General features: G+C 30.1%; 12 protein-coding genes and 1 tRNA gene. 4 read left to right on the top strand and 9 right to left on the bottom strand.

Annotation, left to right across the window (positions count from 1 at the left end; genetic code table 11):
- Positions 1-176 precede the first annotated feature (176 nt).
- Positions 177-1,976 carry a glycoside hydrolase family 15 protein gene (locus tag SLH33_RS11575; RefSeq protein ID WP_320419265.1) on the bottom strand — a complete coding sequence of 600 codons (1,800 nt, stop codon included), beginning with the start codon at positions 1,974-1,976 and terminating at the stop codon, positions 177-179.
- 79 nt (positions 1,977-2,055) lie between these two features.
- Here SLH33_RS11575 and SLH33_RS11570 point away from each other — a divergent pair, with 79 nt between their 5' ends.
- Positions 2,056-4,263, top strand: coding sequence for a bifunctional alpha,alpha-trehalose-phosphate synthase (UDP-forming)/trehalose-phosphatase (locus SLH33_RS11570; protein ID WP_320419264.1), 2,208 nt, complete (start codon positions 2,056-2,058; stop codon positions 4,261-4,263).
- A gap of 57 nt (positions 4,264-4,320) precedes the next feature.
- Here the strand turns inward: SLH33_RS11570 and trxB are convergent, their stop codons facing one another.
- Positions 4,321-5,268, bottom strand: coding sequence for a thioredoxin-disulfide reductase (gene trxB, locus SLH33_RS11565; RefSeq protein ID WP_320419263.1), 948 nt, complete (start codon positions 5,266-5,268; stop codon positions 4,321-4,323).
- A gap of 167 nt (positions 5,269-5,435) precedes the next feature.
- Here trxB and SLH33_RS11560 point away from each other — a divergent pair.
- A tRNA-Pro gene (locus SLH33_RS11560) sits at positions 5,436-5,510 on the top strand.
- A gap of 39 nt (positions 5,511-5,549) precedes the next feature.
- Here the strand turns inward: SLH33_RS11560 and SLH33_RS11555 are convergent.
- The 3 genes from SLH33_RS11555 to SLH33_RS11545 all read right to left on the bottom strand — a co-directional run bounded on the left by SLH33_RS11555 (position 5,550) and on the right by SLH33_RS11545 (position 8,456).
- Positions 5,550-6,260: a LytTR family DNA-binding domain-containing protein gene (locus SLH33_RS11555; RefSeq protein WP_320419262.1), complete on the bottom strand. Its 711-nt coding sequence runs from the start codon at positions 6,258-6,260 to the stop codon at positions 5,550-5,552.
- On the bottom strand, positions 6,260-7,033 hold the full coding sequence (locus tag SLH33_RS11550; protein WP_320419261.1) for a sensor histidine kinase: 774 nt from the start codon (positions 7,031-7,033) through the stop codon (positions 6,260-6,262). The genes SLH33_RS11555 and SLH33_RS11550 overlap by 1 nt, the downstream gene beginning before the upstream one ends.
- A gap of 436 nt (positions 7,034-7,469) precedes the next feature.
- Entirely contained in the window at positions 7,470-8,456 is a 987-nt protein-coding gene (locus SLH33_RS11545) for a Kelch repeat-containing protein (RefSeq protein ID WP_320419260.1), read from the bottom strand.
- Positions 8,457-8,701: 245 nt separating this feature from the next.
- On the opposite strand from SLH33_RS11545, the gene SLH33_RS11540 reads away from it, so the two are divergent.
- Both SLH33_RS11540 and SLH33_RS11535 read left to right on the top strand, forming a co-directional pair.
- Positions 8,702-10,018 (top strand): DUF4270 family protein, encoded by a 1,317-nt coding sequence (locus SLH33_RS11540; RefSeq protein WP_320419259.1) that lies wholly within the window; start codon positions 8,702-8,704, stop codon positions 10,016-10,018.
- 10 nt (positions 10,019-10,028) lie between these two features.
- Entirely contained in the window at positions 10,029-11,273 is a 1,245-nt protein-coding gene (locus tag SLH33_RS11535; RefSeq protein ID WP_320419258.1) for a hypothetical protein, read from the top strand.
- A gap of 83 nt (positions 11,274-11,356) precedes the next feature.
- Here SLH33_RS11535 and SLH33_RS11530 read toward each other — a convergent pair whose 3' ends face one another.
- From SLH33_RS11530 to iadA, 4 genes are read right to left on the bottom strand one after another with little or no spacing between them, the layout of a single operon-like run.
- Positions 11,357-12,571 carry a hypothetical protein gene (locus SLH33_RS11530; protein WP_320419257.1) on the bottom strand — a complete coding sequence of 405 codons (1,215 nt, stop codon included), beginning with the start codon at positions 12,569-12,571 and terminating at the stop codon, positions 11,357-11,359.
- A gap of 15 nt (positions 12,572-12,586) precedes the next feature.
- On the bottom strand, positions 12,587-14,131 hold the full coding sequence (locus tag SLH33_RS11525) for a M14 family metallocarboxypeptidase (protein WP_320419256.1): 1,545 nt from the start codon (positions 14,129-14,131) through the stop codon (positions 12,587-12,589).
- Between the two features lie 2 nt (positions 14,132-14,133).
- Positions 14,134-15,462, bottom strand: coding sequence for a porin (locus SLH33_RS11520; RefSeq protein ID WP_320419255.1), 1,329 nt, complete (start codon positions 15,460-15,462; stop codon positions 14,134-14,136).
- A 16-nt stretch (positions 15,463-15,478) separates the two neighbouring features.
- Entirely contained in the window at positions 15,479-16,627 is a 1,149-nt protein-coding gene (gene iadA, locus SLH33_RS11515; RefSeq protein ID WP_320419254.1) for a beta-aspartyl-peptidase, read from the bottom strand.
- Positions 16,628-16,629 lie beyond the last annotated feature (2 nt).

The following is a 16,629-nucleotide window of genomic DNA, read 5'->3' as shown; positions in this document are numbered from 1 at the left end:
CCGATCGATAATACGTAACACTAAACTTCTTCTCTTTTGCTGTTTTTCCTAAGCAACTACTCGATAATACACAGCCTTTACATTGCTGGCTGGATCCTCGATATTCCTTTAACATTTCAGACTACGAAAAAGCAAATTTTAGGATTTTGTACAATAGCCGTAATGTATAACCTAATTTACAACATATTATGTTTTACTTGCTCTTCTTCTGTAACTTTAGATAAATTAATAGCTGTTTCTATTAGTGCTAAATGAGAATAGGCTTGTGGGAAATTACCCAACAGTCTTTTGGTTTTAAAGTCTATATCTTCACTAAACAACCCTAAGTGATTACTATAGCTTAGTAATTGATCAAATAGCTTTTTTGCTTTATGCTCTTCCCCTATTTTATATAAACTATTTATAAACCAGAAAGTACAAATAGTAAATGATGAAGATGGTAAACCAAAATCATCCACATTTTTATAACGATATAACAATCCGTCATTGCTCAATTCACGTTCAATACCTTTTACAGTACTTACATATTTAGGGTCTTTAGCATTTATAAAACCATACGATTCCATTAATAATACAGAGGCATCTAAATATTCAGAACCATAAGATTGCGTAAAGGCCTGTACCTTATCATTCCATGCATTTGTATAAATATCATCTTTTATAGTAGCTTCCAATTGCCTCCATTTATCAGCTTTATATTTTTTACCCATAATTTCAGCAACTTTTATAGCCTTATCAATAGCAACCCAACACAATACTTTTGAAAAAGTAAAATGTCGGTCTTCTGTTCTAAACTCCCATATTCCTTTGTCTGGTTCTTGCCAATGTTTGCTAACAATCCAAACAATCCCTTTAGTTATGGTCCATAATTCTTCTGCGTTTTCTGCATCAATACTAAAATTCAATATTTCTTGATGAATTACATCCATTAAAATTCCATAAATATCATTTTGCTTTTGCATGTAAGCGGCATTACCCACCCTTACAGGTTTAGAGTTTTGATATCCATTTAAATGATCTAACGTTTCTTCGGTTAATTGTTTCTCTTTGTTAATGCCATACATAATTTGTAATTTCTCATCCTTATCTGGTATTAAATCAATAACAAATTGTAAAAAATGTTTGGCCATTTTTTTATGCCCTAGTTCAGAAACCACTTTAACTACCATAGATGCATCTCTTATCCAACAGAACCTATAATCCCAGTTTCGTACTTCTCCAATTGTTTCAGGTAACGATGTTGTGGCAGCAGCTAAAACGGCTCCTGTTTTATCATAACTCAATAGTTTTAATGTAAGTGCACTTCTTATAATTTCTTGGTTATATCTTTGGTATGTAGGTGTATTATCTACCCAATTTAGCCAATATACTTTGGTTCTTTCTAGTTCTAAATAGATGTTTTTTAGTGTAGGTTTAAAAATTTTCTCATTATATCCTAATAAAAAATATCCATCGGAAGTAAGTGTGATTTCTTCTGAATTGATTACTTTTTTCTTATCAAAATCGGTATACAAAAACAGAGTATCAAACTTTTCTTGTTCAGTTAAACTAACTATAAAATCGGATTTTACATGATGCTCGGTTTCTCCCAAAGCATATTCTAACTTCGGATCATAGTTAACTTTAAACTTTGGTGTACCCGATATGTATTTTATATATCTAATAATTTCTGGTGGTGCATGATAATGTTTTCCTTCTTTCTCATATCGAGGCATAAAATCTAACACTTCAAAAGCATCTTTACCGTTAGTAAATGTGGTAATTAAAATACAAGTGCTGTCAAAATATTTTTGTGTAGTGGTATAATTTTCATCGGTTAAAAAACTAAAGCTCCCTCCTATTTTATCATCTAAAATTTTAGCGAATACCGAAGAAGAATCAAACTCGGGTAAACAACACCAATCTAATGAACCTGTTTCAGATATTAATGCAGCACTTCTACAATTTCCTACTATTCCATAATTTAAATTATTCATAAAACTTTTCCTTTCATAAGGTTAAACTTAATTTTTTTTTTAAATTAACAAAAATCAATGACCAAAACCAAAATAGTAGATGAATAAAACAATAATTGTTTCTAACAGACTGCCACTACAAGTAAAAAATGAAAACGGAGATTTCACCATAAAACCTAGTGTTGGTGGGCTTGCTACCGGTATGAAATCAGTACATACAGAAGGTAATGGAATTTGGATTGGTTGGTCTGGATTAATCGAAGAAGAACTTAACCCAGAACTTTCAAAAAAAGTAGATACTGCTATTCAAAAAGAAAAATGTGTAAGTGTTTCACTAACTGAAAAAGATGTAGATAATTTTTATTTTGGCTTTAGTAACAAAACATTATGGCCTCTTTTTCATTACTTTATGGAGTTTACTGAGTTTGAAAAAGAACAATGGGTTTCTTATAAAGAAGTTAATCAAAAGTTTGCTGATGTTGTTTTAGAAAATTTAAATGACGGAGATACTGTTTGGATTCACGATTATCAACTACTATTATTACCTCAACTTATTAAAGATAAAAAACCGAATATTTCTATTGGTTTTTTCCTACACATACCTTTCCCTTCTTTTGAAATTTTCAGAACTTTTCCTTGGAGGGAAGAACTTTTAAGAGGAATATTAGGTGCTGACCTTATTGGCTTTCACACCTATGATTATGAACGCCATTTTTTAAGTTCTATAAAACGTATTTTACATTTAGATGTTAATTTTAATGAAATTACCTACCAAGATAGAATTATTAAAGTAGATTCTTTTCCTATGGGAATTGATTATCAAAAATTTTACAATGCTGCTTTAGAACATTTAGCCAAGGATAAAAAAGAAAGATCTGAATTACAGCGCAGGTTAGACAATCATTTTCAAGCTTCTGATGACACCAAACTCATTCTTTCTATAGATCGGTTAGATTATACTAAAGGAATTCCAAATAGAATTAGAGCTTTCGAGCATTTTTTAAATAGATATCCTCAATTTAAAGAAAAAGTTAGGCTAATAATGTTAGCAGTTCCCTCAAGATCTAACGTACCTCAATATCAAAAATTAAAAAGTGAAACGGATGAATTGGTAGGAAGAATTAATGGAAAATTTGCCACTGTAAGTTGGACACCCATTTGGTATTTTTACAGATCCATGCCTTTTGAAAATCTTATCGATTTATATACATCTGCAGATATAGCTTTTATTACTCCCGTAAGAGACGGTATGAACTTAGTAGCTAAAGAATATGTAGCAACAAGAACTCAACAAGATGGAGTATTGATTTTAAGTGAAATGGCTGGTGCTGCAAAAGAAATGAATGAAGCGCTATTAATAAACCCTAATAATTTTGAACAAATAGCAGACGTTTTAAAGCTAGCAATTGAAATGCCTTTGAAAGAGCAACAAAACCGAATGCAATTCTTACAAAAAAGATTAGAACGATATAGCGTAGAAAAATGGGCTAATGAGTTTATAAAATCATTAGAAGCAACCAAAAAATACAATACTACTATTGCAAAGGAAATAAAAGAAAATGCATTAGATGAAATGCTTGTCAACTTTAAAAATGCTGATAGAAAATTACTCTTTTTAGATTATGACGGAACATTAGTAGGATTTAAAAACAATCCGTCTGACGCTAAACCCGATGAAGAACTACTTCTTCTTTTAGATAAGCTTAACGAAGAAAAAAATACAGATATTGTTATTATTAGTGGTAGAGATAGAGAAACTTTTGAACAGTGGTTTGGTAATAAAAATTACAATTTAATTACTGATCACGGAGTGTGGCTAAAGAAAAAAAACAAGGATTGGAAAATGCTTGAGCACATTAAAAACGATTGGATGCCCAACATCCTTCCCATATTAGAAACATTTGTTGATAGAACTCCCGGAACCTTTGTTGAAAAGAAAAAGTATTCCTTGGCGTGGCACTACCGAAAGGCAGACCCTGAATTAGCTCAAATAAGAACTATTGAATTAAATACCGTACTAACCAGTTTAATTGCTAACAATGATTTATCCGTTTTAAAAGGAAATAAGGTTACAGAAATTAAAAGTAGTAGCGTTAATAAAGGAAGAGCTGCATCTAGATGGTTAACCCAAGCCAACTATGATTTTATTTTTGCTATTGGTGATGATTGGACAGATGAATATATGTTTGAAGAACTTCCTGATTCTTCTTATACTGTAAAAGTAGGCGCAACCAAAACAAAGGCTAAATATTATGTAAAAAATAATAAAAGTGTTAGAGAACTTTTAAAATCTTTTATAGTTTCTTAAAAAGAAAAGAGCTTACATTTTGTAAGCTCTTTTCTTTTATTGTTTGTTAGTATAACTCTATTCTAAAGCCCCTAAATAACGTTCAGCATCTAAAGCTGCCATACAACCTGTACCTGCTGCTGTAACTGCTTGACGGTATTCTTTATCTTGAACATCACCTGCTGCAAAAACACCAGGTAAATTTGTTTTGGTTGATTTTCCTTTGGTAATTAAATATCCAGTCTCATCCATATCTAACACACCTTTAAATAACTCTGTATTTGGCTTATGTCCAATTGCAATGAATACACCAGTAACTGGAATATCAAGTTTTTCTTTACTTTGATTATTAACAGCTCTTACTCCTTCAACTACATTATCTCCTAAAACTTCGTCAATTTCAGTATTATATAATACTTCAATATTCTTTGTTTTTTCAACACGGTGTTGCATAGCTTTTGAAGCACGCATATAATCCTTACGAACTAACATGGTAACTTTCTTGCAAATATTAGCTAAATACGTTGCTTCTTCAGCAGCAGTATCTCCTGCTCCAACCACAACAACATCTTGACCTTTGTAAAAGAATCCATCACAAGTAGCGCATGCCGAAACTCCACCACCAATTAAACGTTGCTCACTTTCTAATCCTAAATATTTAGCGGTAGCTCCTGTAGAAATAATTACAGTTTCAGCTTCAATTTCTTTAGAATCATCTACAATAACTATATGCTTACCTCCCACCTCTTTTGAAAAATCAACTTTGGTAACCATACCAAAACGAACATCTGTACCAAAACGTTCTGCTTGGTTTTTTAAATCTTCCATCATGGCGGTACCATCTGTACCATTAGGATATCCTGGAAAGTTATCTACTTCTGTTGTTGTAGTTAACTGACCTCCCATTTGCATACCTGTATACATTACGGGTTTCATATCTGCTCTTGCTGCATAAATTGCCGCTGTGTATCCTGCTGGTCCTGAACCTATAATAAGGCATTTAATTTTTTCACTTGTTTCTGACATGGGGTTTATTTTTTAGAAGTACAAAAATAATTTTTTTGATAAATTAAGGGTGTTTTTTGAAATATAATTTTATAATTCAACAATAAGGAAAAGTAATCATTCAAAAAAATATTTTTTTTGATTTGTATATTGAGTTTTTTTTCTACATTTGCAATCCGAAAACGCAACGGGGTGTAGCGTAGCCCGGTCATCGCGCCTGCTTTGGGAGCAGGAGGTCGCAGGTTCGAATCCTGCCACCCCGACTTAATAAAAAAGCTGAACTAATGAGTTCAGCTTTTTTATTATGTTTCTATTTTCTTTAAAAAAAACTCTCTGTAGCTAAGTCCAATAGGTATTCTTTTACCTTCAATTAAAATTCTATTTCTTTGAACAGAAGTTATATGATTAATGGAAACTATATATGATTTATGTACTCTTATAAAGTTTTCATTTTTTAATTTTTCTTCAAAACTCTTTAAACTGCTAAGGGTTAAAATGGGTTTGTTTGCATTTGTGTATATTTTAATATAGTCTTTTAAACCTTCTACATATTTGATGTCATTTAAATTTATTTTTAAGTTTTCGTACTCAGATTTAACAAAAACAAACTTGTTGGTTAAAGCTACTTCTTGAGATGAGGGTTGTGTTATACTTTTAGACTTTAAGGTGTTGTGTGCTCTTGTAGCTGCTTTTAAAAAACGATGAAACGGTATAGGCTTAACTAAATAATCTATTGCGTTTAAATTAAAACCTTCAACTGCATAGTGTGAGTAAGCAGTTGTAAAAATAAACATAGGTTTTTGCTCTAATGACTTAATAACTTCAATACCTGAAAAATTAGGCATTTCAATATCTGTAAAGATTAAATCTACTTGTTCACTTTGTAAAACTGTAGTTGCTTCAAATCCGTTAGAACATGAGGCTACCAATGTTAAAAATGGTATTTTTGAAATAAAATCTTCTAATAATTCTAATGCTAAAGGCTCATCATCAATTATAATACATTTCATCATTATTTTTTTAATTTAATAGATAAATTTACTTCATAGCTATTATTAATTTGTGCAATTTTTAGACTATGATTATTTGGATATAATAAATTTAATCTATTCTTAATATTTTCTAATCCAACTCCTGAATTTTCTTTTTTTGTGGTTTTTATTGATACTTTGTTATATACATATAAGTTTAAAAAATTATCTTCAACACTTATTTTAATAGTAATTATAGTATTTCCTTTAAAATCTGTACCATATTTAAATGCATTTTCAATGAAAGAGATAAGTAATAAAGGTTCTATTTTATAATCTAGATTACCATGTGCATTAAATTTAACATTACTTGAATCTTTTAATCGTAAAAGCTGTAATGAAATATAGTTTTTAACATAGTTAACCTCTTTTTCTAAAGAAACCAACTCTTGATCTGCTTCATAGATCATGTACCGCATTAACTCTGATAAAATTACTATTGCATTTGTTGTGTCTTTTGATTGTTTATGTGCTAGTGAATAAATACTGTTTAGTGAGTTGAATAAAAAGTGTGGGTTTAATTGAGCTTTTAAAAAAGATAATTCGGAGTTTACTTTTTGTGTTTCAATTAAGGTTCGTTGTTTTTCTGTTTTATACCATTCAATACCTAATCGTATACTTGTGCTTAATGCAATCATTAAAAAAAACAAACTTCCTAATGGAAAAAAGCCTCTTGTTAATTTGCCTAAAAATGACATACTTTCTTTTGGTTTAAAGAAAGGTGGCTGCTTATTAAAATTTCCATCGGCATTCATATGAAAGTTTGGAAAGTCTTGAGGCTTTGATATAAATAGCTCAATAGTTTGTACAAAAAGAATACTTAATACAAAAATTAGTATTAAGTATATAATTATTCTATTTGCTAGTAGCAATTTAGGAACCAGTAAAAAGTAGTTTAAATAAAAGATGATGATTAGTATACAAAATCTCAGAATAAAATCTACTGGAATTATATCAAACCTATAATAAATTTGAGAAACATTAGCTACCAAAAAAAACATCCATAAAAGAGTATGGATTATAAATGGATGTATTTTTTCAAATAAATTATTCAAAAAGTTTTTTTTCAAAGTTACTATTTAGTTTTGTAAATTGTAAAATAAGGCTGACCAAGAAAATTGAAAGGATTACAGTTTTTCAATGATTAAGAGTTCTTGGTTCAACCTTATAAAATGTTTGGATTACAATTTGTTAATCATCATCATCTTCTAATTCATCTGGTTTAAACTCCCAAACATCATCAAAATAATAACTACTACTTCTTCCCATTAAGACAAAGGCTGTGTTTTCAAAAGTAAAGGCCGAAGCATCTTGACGAGGGGTTCCTTCAAAATCAGGAACTTCATCCCAAGTATCTGTTAATGGCTCATATACCCAACATTTACTAGTTAATGAACCTGATATTCCTGTAGCAAAATATCCTTTACCATTTATTGAAAAACCAACTCCACTACTTAAATACAAATCATCATCATCATCATTATAATCTTCTAAATCTTGTAGTTTTGTCCATTGATTACCATCAAAGGAGTAAAAATCTAACTCATTAGATCCGTTATGAATTCCTGTACCTAAATAGGCAATTTCATCAATTACAAAAACAGCTCCATTTTGTCTTTTTTCTCCACTGAAACCAAATATTTGTTCCCAAGTATTATTTGATGGATCATATTTCCAAAAATCTTTTTGTTCACTTCCGTCATATCCTGTTCCTATATATCCTACTCCGTTTATTGAAAAACCAATGGCTCCATATCTGGCAGTTCCAGCAAAATCTGTTTTTTGTGTCCATTCATCTGTTTCTGGATTGTATTCCCAAAAGTCTTTTAACTTATCATTACCGTCATATCCTGTTCCTATATATCCTTTTCCATTTATGGCAAATCCAACAGCTCCACTTCTTGCTACTCCCGGAAAGGTCGCTTTTTGCACCCAGTAATCTCCTTCTAAATTATACTCCCATGTGTCAGCTAAATAATCATCTCCATTATATCCTGTTATCAAGTAGCCTTTATTTCCTATAGTGAAAGTAACTGCATTTCCTCTTGAGTTACCATCAAATGTTGAGCTTTCTACCCAATTTCCGTATTCATCACTTTCTTCATCTCCACTACAACTAAAGAAGAAACTAGTTGTTAGAATTAATAACAAAAAACCACTTTTTTTAATTCTGTTCATTTAATATAAATTTTTAGGTTCTTCTACAAATGTATATACGTTTAAGAATTGAATTAACTAAAATAGACAAACAGGTAATTTTTATATATTATTTAGTAATTCATATCCATCAAAATAATATTGAGCGGCCTGTGTAGTTTTTTAACACTTTTTTACACTGTTATCTATAAAACTTTCTAGTTAATCTATTTAATAGTTTTTTGAAAATATCCTACCTATACTTTTATCTTCTAAAAGTTTAAATCATGAGAGTTATTATATTTTTTATTATATCCTTATACATATTTATATCATGTACAAGTGAAACTAATTATTATCCTGTAGGAAATAATTTTATTGACACCGACATCAATATTAAAGTAATAGATACTTTTTTAATTAAAGCGGGTACTTTTAAATTTGATTCTTTAGTTACCTCAAATACTAACAGACTTTTAACAGGTACAATTATAAATGATGATTTTGGAAAATTAACCTCCCAACCTTATTTTCAATTGAGTCTTTCTAATTTTTCAATTCCTGATAATGCCGTTTATGATTCTATTGGTTTTGTACTGAACTATGATACTTATTTTTATGGAGATACTACAAAAACTCAAACTTATAAAATACATCGTGTTTTAGAAACTGTTAAACATGATGATGGTAGTTTTTATAATACTTCAGGATTAGAGTTTGATTCTGAATCTCTCGGTCAAATACAATTTACTCCGAGGCCTAATAAAAGTTCTGATTCTTTATACATTCCAATAAACCGAGAGTTAGGTGAAAAAATTTTCAATAAAATTAAAGATAATGACATTAATAATTCAGATGATTTCCTTCAATATTTTAAAGGATTAACCATTGTTTCCGATACTTTATCAAATAGCCATGTGCTAGGATTTAAATATCAAACAAGCTCTGCAGAATCAGGAAGTTCTTATTTAAGGTTGTTTTATACAGAAGATGACGATGATAGCGAAGATAATGATCAAAAAATAGATCTATATATTTCATCTGCAAGTAAACAATTCAACTCCATAAAAACAGACCTCAATAATACTTCTATTAACGAATTAAATGATGTTGAAACTGTACTCTCCAGCTCACAAACTGATGATTTAATTTTTATACAAGCTGGATCTGGAATTTCTGCTAGAATTGAAATACCATATCTTAAAAAGCTAAACGATATCTCAGACAAAAGCGCTGTATTAAAATCTGAACTACGCTTTTCCCCTTTGTATAATACTATAGAAAACTACAATTCTTTAAAAGATTCTTTAGCTGTTTATGTAATAGATCATAAAAACAGACTTATAAGTCAGTTAGCTGATATTGATTCAAACCCTAGTTATGCTATTCTAAATAAAGAGAATGATGAATTTAATCAAAATGCCTATTACAGCGTTGATATGAGTGGTTTTGTTGAAACGGTGTTAAATTCAACATACGATCTTAACTATGCGCTTATGGTACAATTTGTTAATTATAACAAAACTGTAGATCAAGTAATTATTAACAACTCAAATAACCAAAATAACACAATAAAACTTATTGTTCATCACTTAAATTACTAATACAATTTACATGAAAAAATTATATTTAATTATATTATGTTTTGTTCCCTTATATTTTTGCTCAGCTCAAAATGACACAAGCTCTCCTTACTCCTTATTTGCTTTAGGTGTTGAAAATAAAACAGCTACAAGTGGTTTAACTGGTTTAGGAAATTCAGGGATAGGACAAAGGTATGTTGATGCAATAAATATATACAACCCAGCTAATTTAGGTAATATACAGCAAAAAACATTTTTATATGAATTTGGTCTTAATGGTAGTTATTCTGTTTTAAAGAACCAGGATGAAAATCAATCTTTTATTGATGGTAACATATCGCATGTAGTTATTGCTTTTCCTTTACAAAAAAATATTGGTTTAAGTTTAGGGCTCCTACCCTACACTAAAGTAGGATATAATGTTGACATTATTAATACTGTTGAGGGGTCTACTGACAAATACATATCTCGTATTAGAGGTAATGGAGGCTTAAATAAATTTTTTATTGCTAGTGGTTTTAATATTGATAACAATCTTTCTTTGGGGTTAGATTTTTCTTTTTTATTTGGATCAATAAACCAAGAAACTATTATAAGTTATCAAACTTTAACAACTATAACTGATAATAATCATTACACAGGAGTTAAGTTTAAAGCCGGATTACAATATACATTACCAACCATTAAAAATAAAGAAATTACATTAGGTGCAATTGTTGAATTTCCTACAAAACTAAGTGGCTCTCAAATACGAAATTCTTATAAAGAAACCACTAGCGGACAAGTAACAATTGATGATAATATTGAAACTGATTTAAATGATTTTGAATTACCTATAGCTTATGGCTTTGGTGTTTCATCTAAGTTAAACAACTTTATTACTACTAATTTAGATTTTAAAAGACTACATTGGAATTCTACAAATCAATATCAAAACAATGAAAGATATATAAATCAAAATATTTATGCTTTAGGGTTAGAATATACACCACTAAATAAGTTAAACACAAAAATATGGAACAGAATGAAGTATAGGTTTGGGATTAATTATAATACTGGTTTTTTAAATATTTCTAAAACAAAAATTGATAGTTATTTCACTTCCTTTGGACTTGGAATACCTCTATCTAAATATAAAAACGATTGGTTAAATATTAGCTATTCCTACGGTAAAGAAGGAACAACTTATAATAATCTTATTCAAGAAAACTTTCATAAAATAACTCTTAATTTAAATTTTGTAGGAAAATGGTTTGCTGAACGTAAAATAGATTAACATATTATTTTCTATTTTCTAGATCAAAAAAAATCCCGATGAACCATAAATTCATCGGGATTTTGAAATATAATAAAGTTTAATTAGAATACAATTTGTAAAACTATTTCTCCTATATATAAATCAGACCCTTGTGTAAAATCAATTTTTGAAACTGCAGTTTGCAATTTTAAATTGTTACCATCAAAATATTTTGTAAATCCAAATGTATAACTCTTTGAATCCTGTAATAAAGAATTAGTATAACTTGCAAATTCTGGCTCAGTTTTTTCATATCTGAAATCAAAACTAAGTCCTTTTGAAGTAACATAGCCTGTTTGTAGGCTATAGCTATCTCCTAAAACTAAATATTCACTAATTTGTTGAGGTGCTAAAACACTTACACCGTTTGCATCTATATAACTTTGCCCTAAATTGCTTGCACTGCTACTAGCATATTCAGCTAAGAACGAGAATCCTTTATATTTAAATAAAATATCTGTAAATATTTGTGAGTAATCTGGTAAGTTATTTTTTCCGTTAGCATCATACAACATAAAATCTCCATGACCTTCTCCTGTAGCATTACTTGCTCCATTATTTTTACTTGCTGCTACACCAACTAATACTTTTGGAGTTTGCTCATGTGCTATATCTGCTGTATATTGATCATTTCCTGAAGTAAAAGCACCTGCTGGATAAAAATCTACACGACCTCCTATTTTTACACCTCCTAAGTCTGCATCTCTAGAATCTGCTCCGAAGGAATTTCTACCATCTCCTGAAGTAACTGCGAAACTTGGTGCTATTATAAATCTTTCTCCGAATTTAGTTTCAATAAATAAACCAAATTCTCTTCCTGTTTTACTATAAAGTTGACTAAATCTACTTCTTTCTGTAAATTGTAATTTGTCTTCTCTATAAATCATTTCTCGGTTATTCAAAAAACTTTGTTTTTGACCTGCTGTTAAGGTTAACCAATTATATGGATGGTATGCAACCCAAGCATCTAATAAAGGTTGAGCTAAACTAAAATCGGTTTGTAATAAAAAACTTACTTTTTCATTTACTGCTTTACCGCTCAACATAAAAAAGTTTCTTTTAGAATTGAATGCAAAGTCTGAATCTAAACCTTTGGTTTTCTCATAACTTATAGTTGGTTGAATAAACCCTGAAACCCTAAACTGATAAGCTCCTTCATTAAAAGAAAAATTAAGACCACTACCTAGCTTAAAATCAGCTTTATTTTTAGTATTTGTTTCCTGTGCGTTTATGATAGTTATACAGAAAAATACAGCTAAACATAATATTTTTTTCATATTTGATTTCATTTTTTAATTCTTTTTAGGTAATCTATATATTGGTAATTCGTTATTTAATTCGGTTTCTAATACACCAAAACTCACAAAACTATTAGGCGCTTCTGGCTCTAAAACTTCAGTAATCATGGGTGCATTTTTTTGATTTGTGGTAACCACAAAAGTTCCTTCTGGAAAAGTGATTGTTTTTTTAACAAGCTTCGCTTTAACCTTTTGACGGTTTACTTTTTCATACAGCTTTTCATTTTTATCATATTTTGTAATGATGTATGCTTCAACGGTAAACTGTGTATCTTGTTCAAGAATATCTGTTTCTACTCCCAAAACAATCAGTTTTTTTATCAAATCTCTGTGGCTATTTTTAATAAAGTATGCTTTAGGTCTTTTGCGTGTTAAAATTGGAGAGGATAACAACCCGTCTCTAACAGTAATTTCCATATTCATTAAATTATCAGTATCAAGATCTATAACTTCTATAGTGTCTTTATAAACTTTATGAATACTAGTAACTGTTACATCTTCAGTAAATTTTTGTGCTTTAGCAATTTCCTCTTTAACTCTACCCATGTTTTTATAGGCTGTTTCTAAATAAGACATACCAATTAAATAGGTTGTAGCTACTCTTCTTTTAAAAGAGGTTCTTCCTAGTTTAACCCCTCTAACCTCTATTAAACTAGAAATAGCATTAGTTAAAGCATAAGATGTTGCACTTGACCGAGCATTATTAGCTCCTTTTTTAAAATGAATTTCTCCATGATAATTTCCAGTTGACATGTAGCTTTGATAACGCAAGTTGTTTTTTGTTAACACTTTTCTAGCATTTTCTACAAAAAGCGTATCTGTCATTTGTCTCATGTTTTCAGGAACATTTAGATTTCCACTGTATAAAAACATGATATCATATAAAGCAGCTATACCAAAAGTACCTAATTTGGCAAAATCTCTACGGTATGGATTGTATTCATGAAAATCAACGGCAACTTCAGGGTTAAAATCTGAGTAAGCTTGTTTTAAAGCTACACTTTCCGGTGCCATCAATTTGGTTTGATCTCTGTTTAAATCTAATCCATTAGATGCATAACGGCTTTGGTTTAAGTAACCATCAATATTAGCCATAGGTACTATAGCTAAATCAATCTTATCTAACAAATAATTGTATTTAGGATTATTTATTAATTGATATACTAAGTATAATAAGCCTTCGGTACTTGCTGGCTCATTACCATGCAAACCACCTTGCATCCATACTTTTATTTTCTCTTCGTTTGAGTTTGTATTTGTTACACTAAACATAGGAATTCTAAATCCTTCTTGACTTTTCCCTATATAACTCATACTAACATAATTAGGATGTTTAGATTCCAAATCATAGAAAAAAAGAAGCACCTCTCTATAGTCGGTAAATCCTTTATCCTTCATTAAAGCAGGAGTTACATTTTCTAGGCTATCTGCATCCGGAAAAAAACGTTTTGTAATTTTCTTTGATTGCGGACTTAATTGCCCAAAACTACTTGTTAGGGTTAACAAAAAAACTATTACTATTGTATATTTTTTGTTCATTTTTAAAATGAGAATGTTAACATTAACCTACCTATTAATTCGTTTCTATCAATAGGGTTTCCATCAGTATCATTAATTGCAGTATCAACATAAGTAACAGAAGTTTGAATCTTAGCTCCGTAATTACGTCCTAAATACTTACTTAAACCAATAGTGTAATAATTAGGTCTACTGTAAAATGTTTCATTATTTAAAAAGGAATATTCATCAGCCTCTAAATGGGTAAATCTTCCATCAAGAGAAATTCCGCTTTTAAACACATAGCCTGCTTGAATATTATATCCTTCTCCTAACATCATACGTCCTTTTACATAATTTTCAACATCCTGAATAGAGTTTCCATTTTCATCTTTACCTATTTCAAAATTTGTTGAAATTGAACCGCTATCTAGTATTCTTTGAGTGATATCTGAAGGTACTGAAGCATAACTTTTTACAAATTCTCCTAACATTGAGAAACCTTGATATTTAAAGAGAAAGTCTGCTCCAATTTTTGTGTAATTTGGTAATGACTCTTTACCGTTTTCATCTAAATAAATTCTAGTACCACTATTTCTACCTCTACGGCTACTCATACCTAAATTATTACTAAAATTAGCACCAATAACTAACTTAGGGGTACGCTCTCTCATTACATCTGCTTGCCTAAACTGTCCGAAATTAGTAAATAAACCGAAAGGCAAATAATCTATACGACCTCCTATTTTTATTGATCCGTGATCTTTATTAAAAACATTAGCCCCATCACCATTTGTTACTACTAAATATGGTTTTAGATAGCTTCCTTTACCAGTTCTGAATTTTCCTTGTAAGAATAATCCAAACTCTCTGATAGATGCAAATGCAGAGGTCAACCTACTACGTTCTACTAATTGAAGACTACTTGAAGCCATAAACAACTCACGGTTATCTGTATATGTAGAACGTTGACCAAAAAGAACTGTTAATTGTTTAACCACTTCATACGACACATATGCATCTAATAAATAGTTACTTGAAGCATTATCAGATGTATTATCAACTTCTGAAGAACCACTTAAATCAAAATGCACACGATAGTTGAATCTTTCATCTTTAGAGCCACCGTCTATTCTAAATCTAGCGCGACGTAATCTAAATCGGTTTTCGGTATCAAAGTCTTCCGAATCTGTATAGTGTTTTGCTTCAAACAAAGGTTGTATATAACCACTGAGTTTAATTTTTTTACCTCCTTGGGTAGTAAATTGTAGTCCTTCCGAAAAACGGTAAGAACTCATTTTAATAGATTGTGCTTGCACCTGACCTAAAGCCATTAACAAACAAATAAATGGGATTATTTTATTAAATTTCATGTTAATTTTATTAAAACTATGATTCAAAATTTCCTTTTACTATTAGGTTTGTATTACTCATTAATTGACTACCTTTTGCAAAGACATCTTGTAGTTTAAAATCTTTATCAAAAGCACATAAATCTGCATCATAACCAACTGCTATTTTTCCTTTAGTTTGTAACCCTAAATTTTTAGCTGGGTTTATAGTAATAAGTTTAAATGCCTCTTCTATAGGAATACCTCCTTTTTGTATAAGCTGTATTACTTCCTGTAAATTTTTATTTAACGGTGCTTTCTTTGATCCTATGATATTTTGATCTTCATCAAATACTGTAAGTCCTGCATTACCATCTGAACTGAATGTAATATTATCTATAGAAGCTCCTTGTTTTAGAGCGTATAAAACAGATTTATACGGGTCTGTGTATTTAGATGCTCCTGTAGTAATATCAATCATACCTCCTAGTTTCGCAAACTCAATTGCTTGATCAAACAACTCTTTGGTTCTTCCTACATGAGTTGGAGATATATTTTCAATAGGGAATTGATATTTATTTACTAATTCAAAAAGAACATCCATTTTAGTATCTAAATTTCCTAGATGAATATGAAGAATACCTTTTTTATTACCAATACTTCCTCCTACTCTAACATCTCTTAATTTCCTTAACAGTTCAACTGCTGTAGGATATGAAGATCTTATGTCGCTAATGGCTATTTTACATCCTAAAACTTTATCAATAAAAATCATATCTCCTTGAATGCTATCTGTTATTGTAACAGAATCTACTCCGTAATAACCAGAGAAAATATATGCTGACATTCCTTCTTGCTCAAGAGACTTGGCTTTACCGTAAAGTGTTCGAAGACTTCTAAGGGTTCCGTCTGTACCTAACAAACCAACTGCTGTGGTTGTACCACAGGAAATAAATTCGCTCAAAGAAACTTCTGGTGTCATTGATGAAAATCCATTTTTACCTCCGGCTCCAATAATATGCACATGCTGATCTATTAATCCTGGAGTTACAATCTTCCCTTCTGCATCCCAAACATCACTTACTTCAGGAAAAGAGCTTTGTAAATTATTTGAAATGGCAATAATTTTTTCTCCTGCTATTAGAATGTCTTTTTTTCCTAAATATGATGGAGTATATAATTCAGCGTTTTTAATAAGTTTTAACATAA

Origin of the sequence: Tenacibaculum sp. IB213877, from assembly GCF_034043975.1 — a bacterium.
Classification (GTDB): domain Bacteria; phylum Bacteroidota; class Bacteroidia; order Flavobacteriales; family Flavobacteriaceae; genus Polaribacter.
This window is presented reverse-complemented; position numbering and strand designations above follow the sequence as displayed.

Coding starts and splice junctions, on each gene's coding strand:
- SLH33_RS11550 (WP_320419261.1), bottom strand. CDS start 7,033: ATGAATGCCGATGGAAATTTTAATAAGCAGCCACCTTTCTTTAAACCA.
- SLH33_RS11530 (WP_320419257.1), bottom strand. CDS start 12,571: ATGAAAAAAATATTATGTTTAGCTGTATTTTTCTGTATAACTATCATA.
- SLH33_RS11555 (WP_320419262.1), bottom strand. CDS start 6,260: ATGATGAAATGTATTATAATTGATGATGAGCCTTTAGCATTAGAATTA.
- SLH33_RS11535 (WP_320419258.1), top strand. CDS start 10,029: ATGAAAAAATTATATTTAATTATATTATGTTTTGTTCCCTTATATTTT.
- SLH33_RS11520 (WP_320419255.1), bottom strand. CDS start 15,462: ATGAAATTTAATAAAATAATCCCATTTATTTGTTTGTTAATGGCTTTA.
- SLH33_RS11540 (WP_320419259.1), top strand. CDS start 8,702: ATGAGAGTTATTATATTTTTTATTATATCCTTATACATATTTATATCA.
- SLH33_RS11575 (WP_320419265.1), bottom strand. CDS start 1,976: ATGAATAATTTAAATTATGGAATAGTAGGAAATTGTAGAAGTGCTGCA.
- iadA (WP_320419254.1), bottom strand. CDS start 16,627: ATGTTAAAACTTATTAAAAACGCTGAATTATATACTCCATCATATTTA.
- SLH33_RS11525 (WP_320419256.1), bottom strand. CDS start 14,131: ATGAACAAAAAATATACAATAGTAATAGTTTTTTTGTTAACCCTAACA.
- SLH33_RS11545 (WP_320419260.1), bottom strand. CDS start 8,456: ATGAACAGAATTAAAAAAAGTGGTTTTTTGTTATTAATTCTAACAACT.
- trxB (WP_320419263.1), bottom strand. CDS start 5,268: ATGTCAGAAACAAGTGAAAAAATTAAATGCCTTATTATAGGTTCAGGA.
- SLH33_RS11570 (WP_320419264.1), top strand. CDS start 2,056: ATGAATAAAACAATAATTGTTTCTAACAGACTGCCACTACAAGTAAAA.